This window comes from Pseudomonas sp. TYF_14, assembly GCF_043105275.1.
Lineage (GTDB): Bacteria > Pseudomonadota > Gammaproteobacteria > Pseudomonadales > Pseudomonadaceae > Aquipseudomonas > Aquipseudomonas alloputida.
Genome location: NZ_JBICLK010000056.1, coordinates 36,473 through 50,316 on the forward strand (window position 1 = coordinate 36,473; position 13,844 = coordinate 50,316).

12 protein-coding genes and 1 pseudogene are annotated in these 13,844 nt (G+C 63.7%); 5 read left to right on the plus strand and 8 right to left on the minus strand.

What is annotated here, in order from left to right; all coding sequences use genetic code 11:
* The first annotated feature begins 225 nt into the window (after positions 1–225).
* Positions 226–1,599, plus strand: a complete 1,374-nt coding sequence (locus ACF8O8_RS15165) for an MFS transporter (protein WP_392509918.1) — start codon at positions 226–228, stop codon at positions 1,597–1,599.
* Between the two features lie 67 nt (positions 1,600–1,666).
* Here the strand turns inward: ACF8O8_RS15165 and ACF8O8_RS15170 are convergent, their stop codons facing one another.
* The 5 genes from ACF8O8_RS15170 to ACF8O8_RS15190 all read right to left on the minus strand — a co-directional run bounded on the left by ACF8O8_RS15170 (position 1,667) and on the right by ACF8O8_RS15190 (position 7,844).
* Positions 1,667–3,079, minus strand: a complete 1,413-nt coding sequence (locus ACF8O8_RS15170; RefSeq protein ID WP_392509919.1) for a DOPA decarboxylase — start codon at positions 3,077–3,079, stop codon at positions 1,667–1,669.
* 149 nt (positions 3,080–3,228) lie between these two features.
* On the minus strand, positions 3,229–4,173 hold the full coding sequence (locus tag ACF8O8_RS15175) for a LysR family transcriptional regulator (protein ID WP_392509920.1): 945 nt from the start codon (positions 4,171–4,173) through the stop codon (positions 3,229–3,231).
* Between the two features lie 137 nt (positions 4,174–4,310).
* The gene (locus tag ACF8O8_RS15180; RefSeq protein WP_004575404.1) at positions 4,311–5,024 is read right to left on the minus strand and encodes a YebC/PmpR family DNA-binding transcriptional regulator; all 714 of its coding nucleotides are present in this window, start codon (positions 5,022–5,024) and stop codon (positions 4,311–4,313) included.
* Positions 5,025–5,121: 97 nt separating this feature from the next.
* Positions 5,122–6,513: an FAD-dependent oxidoreductase gene (locus ACF8O8_RS15185; RefSeq protein WP_012052836.1), complete on the minus strand. Its 1,392-nt coding sequence runs from the start codon at positions 6,511–6,513 to the stop codon at positions 5,122–5,124.
* Between the two features lie 14 nt (positions 6,514–6,527).
* Positions 6,528–7,844: an MFS transporter gene (locus ACF8O8_RS15190; protein ID WP_019751922.1), complete on the minus strand. Its 1,317-nt coding sequence runs from the start codon at positions 7,842–7,844 to the stop codon at positions 6,528–6,530.
* A 243-nt stretch (positions 7,845–8,087) separates the two neighbouring features.
* Between ACF8O8_RS15190 and ACF8O8_RS15195 the strand changes: the two genes are divergently transcribed.
* A complete protein-coding gene (locus tag ACF8O8_RS15195) occupies positions 8,088–8,957 on the plus strand; it encodes a LysR substrate-binding domain-containing protein (protein ID WP_003250776.1) in 870 nt (289 codons plus the stop codon).
* Positions 8,958–9,063: 106 nt separating this feature from the next.
* Here the strand turns inward: ACF8O8_RS15195 and ACF8O8_RS15200 are convergent, their stop codons facing one another.
* Positions 9,064–9,228 (minus strand): hypothetical protein, encoded by a 165-nt coding sequence (locus tag ACF8O8_RS15200; RefSeq protein WP_392509941.1) that lies wholly within the window; start codon positions 9,226–9,228, stop codon positions 9,064–9,066.
* Here ACF8O8_RS15200 and ACF8O8_RS15205 point away from each other — a divergent pair.
* Positions 9,175–9,488, plus strand: a pseudogene (locus tag ACF8O8_RS15205) (DUF2784 domain-containing protein). The gene ACF8O8_RS15200 and the pseudogene ACF8O8_RS15205 overlap by 54 nt on opposite strands.
* On the opposite strand, the gene tam reads toward ACF8O8_RS15205, so the two are convergent.
* Positions 9,478–10,254, minus strand: a complete 777-nt coding sequence (tam, locus tag ACF8O8_RS15210) for a trans-aconitate 2-methyltransferase (RefSeq protein ID WP_019438830.1) — start codon at positions 10,252–10,254, stop codon at positions 9,478–9,480. The pseudogene ACF8O8_RS15205 and the gene tam overlap by 11 nt on opposite strands.
* Before the next feature lie 114 nt (positions 10,255–10,368).
* Between tam and ACF8O8_RS15215 the strand changes: the two genes are divergently transcribed.
* The gene (locus ACF8O8_RS15215; RefSeq protein ID WP_003250772.1) at positions 10,369–10,548 is read left to right on the plus strand and encodes a hypothetical protein; all 180 of its coding nucleotides are present in this window, start codon (positions 10,369–10,371) and stop codon (positions 10,546–10,548) included.
* 3 nt (positions 10,549–10,551) lie between these two features.
* Here ACF8O8_RS15215 and ACF8O8_RS15220 read toward each other — a convergent pair whose 3' ends face one another.
* Positions 10,552–11,964 carry an amino acid permease gene (locus ACF8O8_RS15220; protein ID WP_004575400.1) on the minus strand — a complete coding sequence of 471 codons (1,413 nt, stop codon included), beginning with the start codon at positions 11,962–11,964 and terminating at the stop codon, positions 10,552–10,554.
* 324 nt (positions 11,965–12,288) lie between these two features.
* On the opposite strand from ACF8O8_RS15220, the gene ACF8O8_RS15225 reads away from it, so the two are divergent.
* On the plus strand, positions 12,289–13,713 hold the full coding sequence (locus tag ACF8O8_RS15225; RefSeq protein WP_010953472.1) for a PLP-dependent aminotransferase family protein: 1,425 nt from the start codon (positions 12,289–12,291) through the stop codon (positions 13,711–13,713).
* The last annotated feature ends 131 nt before the right edge of the window (positions 13,714–13,844 follow it).

Sequence of the window (13,844 nt, forward strand, 5' to 3'; positions counted from 1 at the left end):
TATGGCACGATCGATTATTCGCAGGTAAAGTCGTCGCTTCAATCTCTTTGTACGGAATGGTTAGTTTTGCGTTCGATTATCGCACAAAACCCGTTTTAGCGAATTGCTAGACCGCAGGCCCGTGGTCAACATGGACCACAGACGCAGGCACACCGACCGTTGCCTCCTGCCTTGGCATAACCTCTGGCGGAACCTGCGCAAACAACAATAACAACGGAGACAACGATGGCTCACTCCAGCTCGCAAACAAAGAAAGCGACCGCCAGTGGATGGATAGGCTCGGCACTCGAGTACTACGACTTCTTCATCTACGCCCAGGCCGCTGCGCTGATTTTCCCGCAGATTTTCTTCCCTAACACCGACCCGAAAATGGCCATCATTGCCTCGTTGGCCACCTATGGCGTGGGCTACCTGGCACGCCCGATCGGCGCCTTCGTACTGGGCCACTGGGGTGACACCCGCGGTCGCAAGAACGTCCTGCTGCTGTGCATGTTCCTGATGGGCCTGTCGACCATGGCTGTCGGCCTGCTACCCACCTACCACGACATCGGCTACCTCGCACCGGCCTTGCTGGTGGTGTTGCGCCTGATCCAGGGCTTTGCCGTGGCCGGGGAAATTTCCGGTGCCAGCTCGATGATCATGGAGCACGCGCCGTTTGGCCGAAGAGGCTACTACGCCAGTTTCACCCTGCAAGGTGTGCAAGCGGGCCAGGTTCTGGCGGCGGCGGTATTCCTGCCACTGGCTTACTTCATGCCCAGCGAAGCCTTTACCGAATGGGGCTGGCGCATTCCGTTCCTGATGAGCGCCATCGTGCTGATTGCAGGCTTCATCATCCGTAAGGAAGTGCACGAAACCCCAGCGTTCGTGCAAGAAGAGAAACAGGACAAGGTTGCCAAGTCGCCCATCAGCGAGGCCTTCCGCCACAGCTGGAAGCACATGGTGCTGGTGATGTTCATGGCCCTGATGAACGTGATCCCGGTCGTGGCCACCATCTTCGGTGCGGCCTACGCGGTGCAGCCGGCGTATGGCATCGGCTTCGACAAGAGCGTATACCTGTGGATTCCGGTGGTCGGTAACATCGTCGCGGTGCTGGTGATCCCGTTCGTGGGCAACCTGTCGGACAAGATCGGCCGTCGCCCGACCATGATCGCTGGCTGCCTGGGCTCTGGCCTGCTGGCCTTCGTCTACCTGTATGCGATCAGCATCCAGAACGTGCCAATGGCGTTCGCGGCCTCGATCGTCATGTGGGGCATGGTCTACCAGGGTTACAACGCGGTGTTCCCAAGCTTCTACCCAGAGCTGTTCCACACCCGCTACCGCGTTACCGCCATGGCCATCGCGCAGAACATCGGCACCATGCTGACCGCCATGCTGCCCGCGCTGTTCGCAATGGTTGCCCCACCCGGCTCGGACAACATTCCGCTGGTAGTCGGTGGGCTGGCCTTCTTCATCACCGGCGTGTGTGCCCTGGCAGCCTACATTGCCCCGGAAACCCACCGCCTGGCGATGGAAGACCTGGGCAACCCGGACGCCAAGCCGATGGAAAAGGCAGCCTATGAAGCCAGCCGTAAAGGTAGCTTTCAGGCGGTGAGCCACTGATAGATTGCAGGGGCTGCTTTGCAGCCCCTTCGCGGGCAAGCCCGCTCATACAGGTACCGTACAGGCTTCAGCCCTTGATCACGTCCTGCAGACGTGCCCACAGCCGCTGCACATCCCCCCGCTCGGTCGGCAGCGCACCAATCGAAACCCGCACCATCCACCGCCCGTCCAGTGTAGCCGGCGTCACATAAGCAGCGCCGGATGCATTCAGCCGCTCGGCCCAGCCCTTGGTATGCGCATCCAGCGCCTCCCCTTCAAGCCCCGCCGGTCGATGGCGAATGCACAAGGTTTGCAGCTGTACTGGCGCCAACACTTCCCACTCCGCCGCCGCCTCGACCTGCCCCGCCAGCCACTGGGCATTGTCCAGGTCACGCCGCAGCCGCGCCTGCAATGCGTCGACACCCTCGCTGCGCAACATGAACCACAGCTTCAACGCACGGAACCGACGGCCCAGCGGAATGCCCCAGTCGCGCAGGTTCTTCACCTCGCCATCCACCGCCGACTGCAGGTAGCTGGGATTGGTGCTCATCACGCGGATCAGGTGCTGCGGATCGCGCACGTAGTAGATCGAGCAATCGAAGGCCACACCCAGCCATTTGTGCGCGTTGACCACCACCGAATCGGCCAGCTCGATGCCGTCCCACATCCAGCGGCACTCGGGGAGGATCATCGCCGAACCGGCCATGGCCGAGTCAACGTGCAACCACAGCCCATTGGCCTGGGCGATTTCACCGACCGGGCGCAGCGGGTCGAGGGCAGTGGTCGTCGTGGTGCCGGTGGTGGCAACCACGGCGCACGGCTGGTTGCCGGCAGCCAGGTCCTGTTCGATCGCCGCCTGCAGTGCCTCTGGGCGCAGGGCGTAGCGTTCGTCGGTGGGAATCAGGCGGATATTGTCGCGGCCAAAACCTGCCAGCAGTGCAGCCTTGTCCACCGAGCTGTGGGCGTGGGCGCTGACATACACGATCAAAGGCTTGGGCTCGGCCTGCAGGCCACCACGTACCAGGGCGTAGTCAGTGGCGCGTTCACGGGCACTGATCAGCGCCACCAGGGTACTGGTCGAGGCAGTGTCCTGGATCACCCCACTCCACTGGCCAGACAGGCCAAGCAACTGGCGCAGCCAGTCGAGGGTGGTTTCTTCCAGTTCGCTCAGGGCCGGGCTGGATTGCCATGACAGGCCCAGCACGCCCAGACCGGTACTGAGGAAGTCCCCCAGCACCGAGGACAGGGTGCCATTGGAAGGGAAATAGCCATAGAAGTCCGGGTGCTGCCAATGGGACAGGCCGGGCATGACCAGGTTATTGACGTCGTCGAGAATGGCCGCGAAAGGTTCGCCTTGTTGAGGGGCAGTTGCGGGCAAGGCGTCCTTGAGATAGCCAGGTTCGACCTGGGCCATGACCGGGCGTTCGCCCACGGTCTGACGGTAGTCGGCGATCAGGTCGATCAGTTGGTGGCCGTACTGGCGGAATTGTTCGGGGGTCACGCTAGCTCTCCTGGGGGTTATCCATTGCCTGTGCTGGCCCTTTCGCGGGTAAACCCGCTCCTACAGCCGCGAAGAAGCCGCACAATCAACACAATGCCCCAGTCTAGGCACCTATCCCCAGCCGAATAACCCCGCTTCCCGCATAGCTGCTATGGCGAACCCGCATGCCCGCCCTGCACCCCGAACTGCGACTGGCGCCACAACTCGAATACCCGGTTACGCAACCAGCGGTGCTCGGCCGAGGCCTGCAGGCGCTGGTGCCACACTACCCAGTACCGCTGGCTGTGGTCGATGAAGCTCAGTGGTCGCCAGGCCAGGTCATGCAAACGGCTCAGCTGTCGGGCAATGTGCTCGGGGACCGTGGCCACGGCCTGACTGCTGGCAATCACTTGTACCGTGGCGCAGAAGAACGGCACTTCCAGGCTGACCCGCCGCTGCAGGCCCTGTGCACGCAAGTGCCGGTCGATGAAGCTGTCCTTGTCGCCACCGCCCGAAATGCGCACATGCTTGTACGCCAGGTAGTCGGCCTGGCTGAGCGCGGCCTGCGCGGCCAGCGGATGATCCTGGCGCATCAGGCATACCGCGCGGTCCTCACCCAGCAGCCGCCCATGCAGGTTGGGCGGCGACTCGTCGAACAAAGTGGTCGCCAGGTCGATTTCTCCGCTGGCCAGCAAGGCGTACTGGCCGGCCTGCCAGGTGCGGTACTCCAGCGACACACCTGGCGCTTCGCGCTCCAGCGCCGCCACCAGCAGCGGCAGCATGTGCTCGGCCACATAGTCCGAAGCGGCCAGGCAGAACCGCCGCTCGCAGCGCGCCGGGTCGAAGATGGCGGGCTGGCGCAGCGCGTGCAGTTCTTCGAGCACCTGGCGCAAAGGCTCGACCAGGGCTTCGGCATGTTCGCTAAGCACATAACCACGCCCTTGGCGCACCAGCAACGGATCATCGAAGGCTTCACGCAGGTGGGCCAGCTGCCGGCTCAGGGCCGATTGGCTGACACCCAGGCGCTCGGCCGCGTGGCTGAGGTTTTTAAGCTGCAACAGGTGGTCGAGGGTGCGCAGGTGGGCGAGGCTGAGGGAGGCGAAGGTGGGGTTCATGCAGGCTCCCTGCGGTGGAATTCAAGGGCCCTCTCGCGGGCAAGCCCGCTCTCACAGGGTTCTCACACGGTTCAGCATCGTGAAAAACCTGCGGGAGCGGGCTTGCCCGCGAACAGGCCGCAACGCGGCCCCGACGATTACTCGGTCAGGCCAACATAGACATTCTGCACGTCATCGTGCTCGTCGATCGCCTCGAGGAACGCTTCGACCTCGGCCAACGCTTCAGCACTCAGGCTGGCCGCGCTTACCGGGTTTTTAGGGGTGTAACCGATTTTCGCCGCAGTCACGGTGAAACCATGCTCTGGCAGGGCCTTCTGCACCGCGTCCAGGTCGGTGGTGTCGGTAATGAACAGGGTCGAGCCCTCTTCTTCACCTTCCTCGAAGTCCTGGGCACCGGCTTCGATCGCGGCCATTTCCGGATCAGCGTCAGCGCTCGCAGGCGTGGCTTCGATCAGGCCTACATGGTTGAAGTCCCACGCTACCGAACCGCTGGCACCCAGCTGGCCCTTGCGGAACAGCACGCGGATCTGCGCGACGGTGCGGTTGATGTTGTCGGTCAGGCACTCGACGATCAGCGGCACCTGGTGCGGTGCGAAACCTTCGTAGCTCACCGCATGGTATTGCACGGCATCACCGTCCAGGCCAGCGCCCTTGCGGATTGCCCGATCCAGGGTCTCGCGGGTCATCGAAGCCTTCTTGGCTTGCACGATGGCCAGGCGCAGGCGCGGGTTCATGTCGGGATCGGCACCCGACTTGGCCGCGATCTGGATTTCCTTGGACAGCTTGCCCATGATCTTGCCTTTGGCATTGGCCGCTGTTTCTCTATGTTTGGCTTTCCACTGTGCGCCCATGTCGACTCTCTTGTTTCAGCGGCCGGTTCAGGAAGCGACCGGCCAAAAGTGGGTGCATTTTATACGCCCTCGAGCATGGGATCGACAAGAAATCTCATCAGCCTTTATCGGCCTTGCCCGCCGCCGCGGCAAACCGCGCCAACCGCACATCCAGCCTTCGTGGGCGCACACCACGATCTTCGGCCTGCTCCTTGCGGCGGATGGCATTGCGCACCATCAGCGAGCCCAGGTAGCGGATCGGCTCGGGCGGGAACAGCCCCAGCGGCCCTTTGACCAGCGGCGACCGGGTCCACGGGTTGTCCAGCCCCAGCGCCAGCGACGAAAGAATCTGCCCGCCCATGTGGCACGGGCCAACACCGCTGCCGGAGTAACCAAAGCCGTAGAACACGTTGCCCTGCCCATCCAACCGACCAAAGAACGGCAGGCCGGTTACTGATCGATCGGACGGCCCGTTCCAGCTGGCCGCCAGTGGCACCTCGGCCAAGGCCGGGAAAAAGCCGCCAAGGCTTTCGCGCAGCAACCGCCGATACGGCGACGGCTGGTCGAACACCGGCAACATGCGCCCGCCATAGGCAAACGTGTTGCCGCCCTTGCCGAGCATCAGCCGGCCATCGGAGGTGTTGTGGTAGTAGTGCACGAAAATACGCGAGTCGAGCACGCTGATCCCGCTGTCCAGGCCGATCTGGCGCAGCAGCTCGGGGCACGGTTCGGTAATGACCATGTCGCTGGAAACGATCGCCACACTGCGCTCGAACTGCGGGAAGACGCGCGCCATCCAGGCATTGAGGCCCAGCACTACACGGTCGGCGCGCAGTGTGCCGTGGGCCGTGCGTACCTGCACCGGGGCGCCGTGTTCCAGGCCGGTCATGGCGGTGCCTTCGTAGAGCCGCACGCCGCGCTGCAAGGCCACGCGGCGCAGGCCGCGCACCAGTTTGCCAGGCTGCACGGTGGCGGCGGCCGGCGAGAACCAGCCCTCCAGGTGCCGTGCCGAACCGGCCAGGCGCTGCACCTGCTCCAGCGGCAAGCGGCGGAACGAGTTGATGCCCTTGTGCTCCAACGCGGCGATCACCGCGTCGGTGGCACCGACCTGCGCTGCGTTGGTGGCCGTGTACAGCGTGCCGTCCAGGCGGTAGTCGCAGTCGATGCCATTGGCCGCGCAGAACACTCCGATGTCTGCGATGCTGCGCTCCGACTCGCGCACCAGCCGCACCGCCTCCGCCGCCCCGAACAGGCGTTCGAGGGTGAAGTACTTGGCCGACCAGGACAACGCACACCCCCCATTGCGGCCGCTGGCACCGGCACCACAGATGTCGGCCTCGATCAGCACCACATCCAGGGCCGGTACCGCTTCCTTGAGCATCAGTGCCGTCCACAGGCCGGTGTAGCCGCCGCCGACAATGCACACATCGCAACGGGTATCGCCTTGCAGCGGCGGGCATACCGCCTCCTGCGCCGAATCCAGGGCCTGTTGCAGCCAGAAGGGTCTCATTCGCTCGCTTTCCTTTAAGTACGCAGTGGCTTGATTGCCATGCTGGTGTTCGGTGCCACGTCGGTGCCTTGCGCGCTGCTGGCCGGGCGGCTGTTCCAGTGCGGCAGCAACACCAGCGCCGAGAACAGCGCACAGCCCGCGAACACGATGAACACCGTGACGCCGTCGAAGTAACCCGGCAGCAGCCCACCCAGCACCGCGCCCACCGAGCCGCAGCCGTTGACGAAACCTGCTGCGGTGGCGCCGGCCTTGGCGGTGCCGAAGTCGATGGCTGCAGCGCCGCTGATCATCGAGTCCGGCCCGTACAGGGTCAGGCCCATGACGAACAGCAGCGCCACCACCAGCAGCACGCTGCCGGTGTGCATGGCCGCCATGAACGCCGCCAGTGTCACGGTCAGCAGCACCAGGCTGATCACGCAGGCCGGCATGCGCCGGGCGCCAAACAGTTTGTCCGAGGCCAGGCCGATCATGATCGGGCCAAGCAGCCCGGCCAGTTCGAAAGCAGTCGGGATGATTGCCGCGCCCACTTTGCCCACCGAGGGCATCTGCTCGAAGACGATCACAGGGCCCCACAGCAAGATGGCGTAGCGCGCCGGCTTCAGCAGGAAATACGCCAGGCCCAGGGTCAACACCGTGCGATTACGCAAGATTTCCCGCAGGGGTGCCCACACGCTGCACAGGTTGTCGGCCGGGGCCATGCTTTGCGGCTCGGGCTCAACCGCCGGCAAGCCGACGTCCTCGGGTTTGTTGCGCTGCAGGAAGAAGAACAGCACCGCCACCAGCGCCACCACCACCGCGCTGGAGAAGAACGCCGCATGCCAGGTGCCCACCAGGGTGTAGGCCCACCAGCCCGCGAACGGCGAGGCCACCAGGCCGCCGAAGGCATAGCAGGAACTCCACAGGCCCAGCACCCGCCCGCGCTGCGAAGCCGGGAAGAAGCTGCCGATGTTCTTGCACAAGCCGGCCCAGCCGGTGGATTGCGCCAGGCCCTGTACCAGCATGCAGGTGGCGAAGATCGGGAAGGTTGCGTAACTGCCCATCACCACTGCCGCCGCCGCAGAAATCAGCAACCCGCCCAGCACCACCACGCGCGGGCCGAAGCGGTCGGCAAGCATGCCCCAGGTGAATTGGCCCACGGCATAGGCGGCCAGGTAGATGGCATCCAGGTTGGCCATGGCGGCCTTGTCGAGCATGAAACCTGGGTCTTCGGCGATGCCCAGCTTGGCCACCGAGAAGGCTTTGCGGGTGAAGTAGAAGGCGGCGTAAGCCAGCCAGGTGATGGCGAAAATCTGGATGCGCCAGCGTTTGAACGCGGCTAGGGATTGATTCATGTAAGTCTGACCTCTTGCTCAAGTGTGCCGGCAGAATGTGAAGAAACGCCTGTCTTGTTCTTGTGTTACGCACAGCGATGACGAGGCTGTCATCGGGTCAGGTGGCGCCGTGTGAGCGCCATGGCCCTGGCGGCATTCGTGGTGCCAGCGTCGGGCTGAAATCCATGGAAACAGTTGCTGTAGGATAAATAAAATCGATTTATCGTATTACACACATAAGCCCAGCTTGTTACTGAGGTCGTCATGTCGGTATCCCACGCTCAACTCAAGGCTTTCCACGCGGTGGCCGTACACGGCAGCTTTACCCGCGCCGCTGAAAGGCTGTTTCTTACCCAGCCTGCGGTGTCCGATCAGGTGCGCAAACTGGAGGAGCGCTTCGGCGTATTGCTGTTCCACCGCAACAAACGCTCGGTGCAGCTCACCGACCTTGGTGAGCGGCTGCTGGGCATCAGCCAACGCCTGTTCGCCTGCGAGGCCGAGGCACAAGAGCTGCTGCACGACTCGCGTGCGCTGCACACCGGCAGCCTGGTGCTGGCAGTGGATGCGCCGGTGCACGTGCTGCCGCAGATCGCCCGCTTCTGCCAGCGTTATCCGGGTATCCAGGTGAAGATCGAAACGGGCAATACCGACGAATCGCTGGCGCGGCTGTTCAGCTATCAGGCCGACCTGGCCCTGTTGGGGCGGGATGTCGACGATGAGCGCCTGCATTGCCTGCCGCTGCGTCGTGACCCGATGGTGGCGTTCGTTTCCCACCACCACCCATGGGCCAGCCGTGGCTCGATCAGTCTGGCCGACCTGGACGACACGCCCCTGGTGCTGCGCGAGCCCGGCTCGGTAACGCGGCAAACGCTGGAAGAAGAGATGCAACGTGCCGGCCTGCGGATACGCGCAGCGATCCAGGTGGAGGGCCGGGAAGCGGCGCGTGAAGCGGTGGTGGTAGGGATTGGTGTGGGTGTGGTGTCGGCGGCGGAGTTCGGTGCCGATGCGCGGGTGTGTGCGTTGCCGATTGTCGATTGCCAGCGGCATTTGACCGAGACCCTGGTGTGCCTGAGCGAGCAGCGTACACGCCGGGTGGTGGCGACTTTCCTGCAGATGGTCGAGGAAGGGGTGTAGCACTGTGCTGGCCTTTTCGCGGGCTCGCCCGCTCCCACAGGTCCTGCGCGGCATCCGGAACCTGTGGTGATGCTGTGGGAGCGGGCGAGCCCGCGAAGGGGCCAGATCAGGCAACCCGACTATGCTGGGATAACCCCAATCCCCGGGCGCCCACCCCATGCTCTACCGCCTTGCCGCCGACACCCTGGTGCTGCTGCACCTGGCCTTCATCCTGCTGGTGCTGTTCGGCGGGCTGCTGGTGCTGCGCTGGCGCCCTGCCCTGTTGCTGCACTTGCCGGTCCTGGCCTGGGGCCTGGCGCGGTGGAGTGCCTGCACCTGGGCTGCCCGCTCACCACCTGGGAAAACCGCATGCGCAATGCCGCCGGTGACGCAGGTTACCAGGGCAGCTTCGTCGAGCACTACGTCTGGCCACTGATCTACCCCGCCGGCCTGACCCCGCAGATCCAGCTGCTGCTGGGCACCCTCGTGCTGGCGCTGAACCTCGGCATCTACAGCTACGTGGCCTGGCGCTGGCGCCGCCCTAGCGGGTAGCGATCACGAACAACCGCGGGAAGGGCAACAGGACCTTGCCATCAGAGGCTGGCGGATAATCGCGCTGCATGGCCTGCAGGTACATCTGCAGGAAGTCGGCCTGCTCCTGCTCATCAAGCCTGGCCAGATAAGGCCGCAACGCCGAGCCCTTGAACCATTCCACTACCGCTTCGGCGCCCCCCACCAACGGGTGATGATAGGTGGTGCGCCACACGTCCACCCGTGCGCACAGCGGGCTGAGCAAATCGTAGTAGAACGCCGCGTTGTGCCGTGGCGGCAGCTGCAAGTCGGCGAACTTCGCCGCCCAGGGGCCTTGGCTTGCGATCTCGCGCAACTGCCGGTGGGCCGGTTCGTCAAGGTTGTCCGGGGTCTGCACGGCCAGGCTGGCGCCTTCGCTGAGCTGGCGCACCAGGTGCGGATACAGCAAGGCGTGGTCAGGTACCCATTGCAGCGAGGCATTGGCCAGGATCAGGTCCTGCGGCTCGGGGGCAGTCCAGCCGGCAATGTCGGCAATGACCGTGCGCACACGCGGGATGCACAGCCGCTTGCGCTCACGGGCCTTGTCGATCATGTCCGGGTCGCTGTCCAGTGCCGTCACCTGGGCATCGGGGTAACGCTGCAGCAGCACTTCGGTCGAGTTGCCGGGGCCGCACCCCAGGTCGGTGGCGTGGCGCACCGGCCGTGGCGGGATGGCGGCAATCAGGTCGCGTACGGCGCGTGTGCGTTCGTCTTCGAACAGGGAATACTGGTTGGCGGACCAGGCCATGTGCGGCTCCTTTGGGCGGGCAATGTGCCTAGCATATGCCATCTGTCGCCCGGCGGGACGGTTGCGAACGGATTACGCCGGAACTGATCACCTCTGCTTGAAGTCAGTCCTTGCATGCGCACGCCCTTGAAGACCTACATCGCCCTCGCCATCCTGGCCCTGATCGCTGCGGCCGCCCTGCTCGGTTCACCGTGGATGAACCAGCGTTTCCACATGCCCGCAGAAAAAGCCCAGGCCCAACAACGCGAAACGGCCGGGTCCCCAAGGGAGCCGGCCGTTTCCAGACGCGAGTGACGCTTAGTGCTGCTTGCTACCAGAGCGGATCTGGTGCACCACACCCATCGCCACCACGACCGCCGCAGCGATACCGGTGGAAATGACCAGGATCTGGTAGTCAGGCATGAAGGCCATGGTGACCAGGGCTGCCACGATGAACGCGATCACCAGGTAGGTCAGCCACGGGAACAGCCACATCTTCAGGCGTACCTCCTTGCCCTCGGCAATCAGCTTGCGGCGCATGCGCAGCTGCGAGAAGGCGATAACCAGGTACACCAGCAGGGCGATCATGCCGGTGGTGTTCATCAGGGTGTCCAGCACGTCTTTCGGGCGCAGGGTCTCGCTGAAGTTGATCAATGCACACACCACGGCCACGGCGCACGAACCCATGATCGCGTACACCGGTACACCAGTACCGGCGCGGGTGATCTTGAAGAACGACGGCGCGTCGCCACGCTGGGCCAGGGAGAACAGCATGCGCGAAGCGGTGTAGTGGCCGGAGATCAGGCAGCTGCTCACGGAAGTCAGCACCACGAAGTTCATCAACAGCTCGGCATACGGCACGCCCAGCAGCTCCAGGGTACGGCGATAAGCGCCATAGCCAGAAACACCCAGGTGCGGGTCGTTCCACGGTACCAGGCAGACGATCAGGAAGATCGAGCCGACGTAGAACAGGCACACACGCCAGACCACCGAGTTGGTCGCCTTGACGATCTGCGCAGCCGGGTCCTTGGCTTCGGAGGCCGCGATGGTAACGATTTCGGCGCCGAGGAAGGCGAACATCACCCCGAGCAAGGCACCGATCACAGTGGTGATGCCATTGGGCATGAAGCCTTCGGCGGTGAGGTGGCTGATGCCACGCACTTCACCGAACTGCCAGATGTTCATCACGGCAGCCGTACACACGATCAGGAAGCAGACGATCGCAATCACCTTGATCAAGGCGAACCAGAACTCGAACTCACCGTAGTGCTTGACGTTGAAGAAGTTGACGGTGATCAGCAACAGGGTTGTGGCCAGCACGAACACGTTGACGCTGACGTCGGGGAAGAAGCCATGCAGGATCTTGCCCGCCACATAGGCTTCCCAGGCCATGAGGATGACCCAGTACCACCAGTACAGCCAGCCGATGGTAAAACCGGCCCAACGGCCAATGGCGCGGTCGGCGTAGGTCGAGAACGAGCCGGTGTCAGGCGAGGAAGTCGCCATTTCACCCAGCATGCGCATGATCAGTACCACCAGGATGCCGCCTGCCAGGTAGGCCAGGACAGCGGCTGGGCCGGCGCTGTGGATCACGCTGCCGGAACCGACGAACAAGGCGCCGCCGATAACCCCGGCGATCGACATCATCGTCAGGTGGCGCGACTTCAGCGAGGCACTGAGCTTGCTCTCGTGCCCGCTTTTCGCGGTGGTGGTTGTGGATGTTGCGTCCATCAGTTGTGTACCCCGTGCTTCTTTTTATCCAAGGAAAACTGTGAAACCCCGATGGCTGGCGATTTCACCTGTACATCAGTGCTAATGCGGGCAGGATGGTGTGAATTACACACGCAGGCCTTCCATGGCGGCCTGCTGACGCGCCCCAGGGCGACTGCCTGAGGCGAACTGAACATGCTTTATGTGGCGATATCCGACACCTAATGTAAAAATGTCCGACGCAGAGAGCCATGCACAGTGGCATGAATCTCGCACTGCACTGTATAGGTCGCCCATGCAGTACACCCTGCAGACGCCAGGCGATACGCACCCTGAAGGCCCCGAATGTTCGAATTACATCCAGACTCCTCTACCCCGCTGGTCAACCAGATCATCGATGGGCTGCGCGAGCTGATCGACAACCAAACCCTCAAGCCAGGCGCCAAGGTCCCGTCGATTCGCGCCTTTGCCGCAAGCTATTCGGTGAGTACCTTCACCGTGGTAGAGGCCTACGACCGCCTGGTCGCCCAAGGGCTGCTGGTGAGCCGTGGCAATGCGGGGTTCTTCGTCAACCGTGCGGCGGGCGAACTGCTGGAGCAGCACAACACCGAGGCCGACACCAGTCGACCAACGTTCAACTCCGAGTGGTACCTGCAGCAGATTTTCGAAATCCGCCAGTTGCCGTACAAACCGGGGTGCGGCTGGCTGCCCAACGACTGGATGTACGAAGACGGCCTGCGCCGCGGTCTGCGCCAGGTGGCCGGCAGCCCGCTGGAGCTGTCGGGGTACGGCGACCCCATGGGCCTGATGGAGCTGCGTGCACTGACCGCACAGAACCTGCAACAAGAGCTGTCGATCGTCGCCAACCCGGCACAGCTGATGCTCACCCACGGCGCCAGCCAGGCCCTGGACCTGGCCGCACGCACACTGGTGCGCCCAGGCGATGTGGTGCTGGTGGACGACCCCGGCTACCCGAACCTCATGAGCATCCTGCGCACCCAAGGCGCAACCCTGGTAGGCGTGCCACGTACACCGGCCGGCTACGACCTGAACCAGCTGGAGCAACTGCTCAGCCACCACCGCCCGACGGCGTTCTTCACCCAGCCGCACCTGCACAGCCCGACGTGCTCGCGCACCCCGCTGCCGCAGTTGCACCGCCTGCTGCAGCTTGCCAGCCAGCATGGCTTCCGACTGGTGGAGAACAACCTGTACGCCGACATGGTCGCCGAGCCGCAGCCATGCCTGGCCAGCCTCGACCATCTGCAGCAGGTGGTGTACGTGGGCAGCTATTCCAAGAGCATTTCACCCAACGTGCGGGTCGGCTACATGCTGGCCAACCCCGAACTGATGCAAAAACTGCTGCACCTGAAGATGCGCTCAGGCCTGACCACCTCGCAGGTGATGGAGCGCGTGGTGTATGCGGCGATCATCGACGGGCGCTGGCGCAAGCACCTCAAGCGCCTGCGCCAGCGCCTGGCCGAGGCGCATCAGGAAGTTGGCCGGCATCTGCATCGACTGGGCTTTGAATTGTTCACCGAATCGGATGAAGGCATGTACATCTGGACCCGCCATCCGGCGATTCCCGACAGTGCCGCGTTGCTGGACGATGCGCTGGAGAAAGGCATCATGCTAGGCCCAGGGCAGTTGTTCATGGTCGACGCCAAGGCGACCGGGTGGATGCGGTTCAACGTGGCGTTCAGTACGGACCCGGCGATGTGGGAGTTGTTGGAGAAGGTGTTGGTGAAGCATGTGCGGCGGAGTGGGATGTAAAGCCGCTCCACATCTGTTTGGGGCCACACCTTCCTGTAAGGGCGCCGCTGTCCGCCTCGTTTGTTCCCCTTACTTCATATCGAAGGTTCCCCGCCGCACTTCATCATTTCCAGCCATGCACCCCGGAGCGC

Excerpts from the sequence above, each read along its gene's own strand:
- ACF8O8_RS15165 (WP_392509918.1), top strand. The coding sequence starts at position 226 with ATGGCTCACTCCAGCTCGCAAACAAAGAAAGCGACCGCCAGTGGATGG.
- ACF8O8_RS15175 (WP_392509920.1), bottom strand. The coding sequence starts at position 4,173 with ATGAACCCCACCTTCGCCTCCCTCAGCCTCGCCCACCTGCGCACCCTC.
- ACF8O8_RS15180 (WP_004575404.1), bottom strand. The coding sequence starts at position 5,024 with ATGGGCGCACAGTGGAAAGCCAAACATAGAGAAACAGCGGCCAATGCC.
- ACF8O8_RS15185 (WP_012052836.1), bottom strand. The coding sequence starts at position 6,513 with ATGAGACCCTTCTGGCTGCAACAGGCCCTGGATTCGGCGCAGGAGGCG.
- ACF8O8_RS15190 (WP_019751922.1), bottom strand. The coding sequence starts at position 7,844 with ATGAATCAATCCCTAGCCGCGTTCAAACGCTGGCGCATCCAGATTTTC.
- ACF8O8_RS15195 (WP_003250776.1), top strand. The coding sequence starts at position 8,088 with ATGTCGGTATCCCACGCTCAACTCAAGGCTTTCCACGCGGTGGCCGTA.
- tam (WP_019438830.1), bottom strand. The coding sequence starts at position 10,254 with ATGGCCTGGTCCGCCAACCAGTATTCCCTGTTCGAAGACGAACGCACA.
- ACF8O8_RS15215 (WP_003250772.1), top strand. The coding sequence starts at position 10,369 with ATGCGCACGCCCTTGAAGACCTACATCGCCCTCGCCATCCTGGCCCTG.
- ACF8O8_RS15220 (WP_004575400.1), bottom strand. The coding sequence starts at position 11,964 with ATGGACGCAACATCCACAACCACCACCGCGAAAAGCGGGCACGAGAGC.
- ACF8O8_RS15225 (WP_010953472.1), top strand. The coding sequence starts at position 12,289 with ATGTTCGAATTACATCCAGACTCCTCTACCCCGCTGGTCAACCAGATC.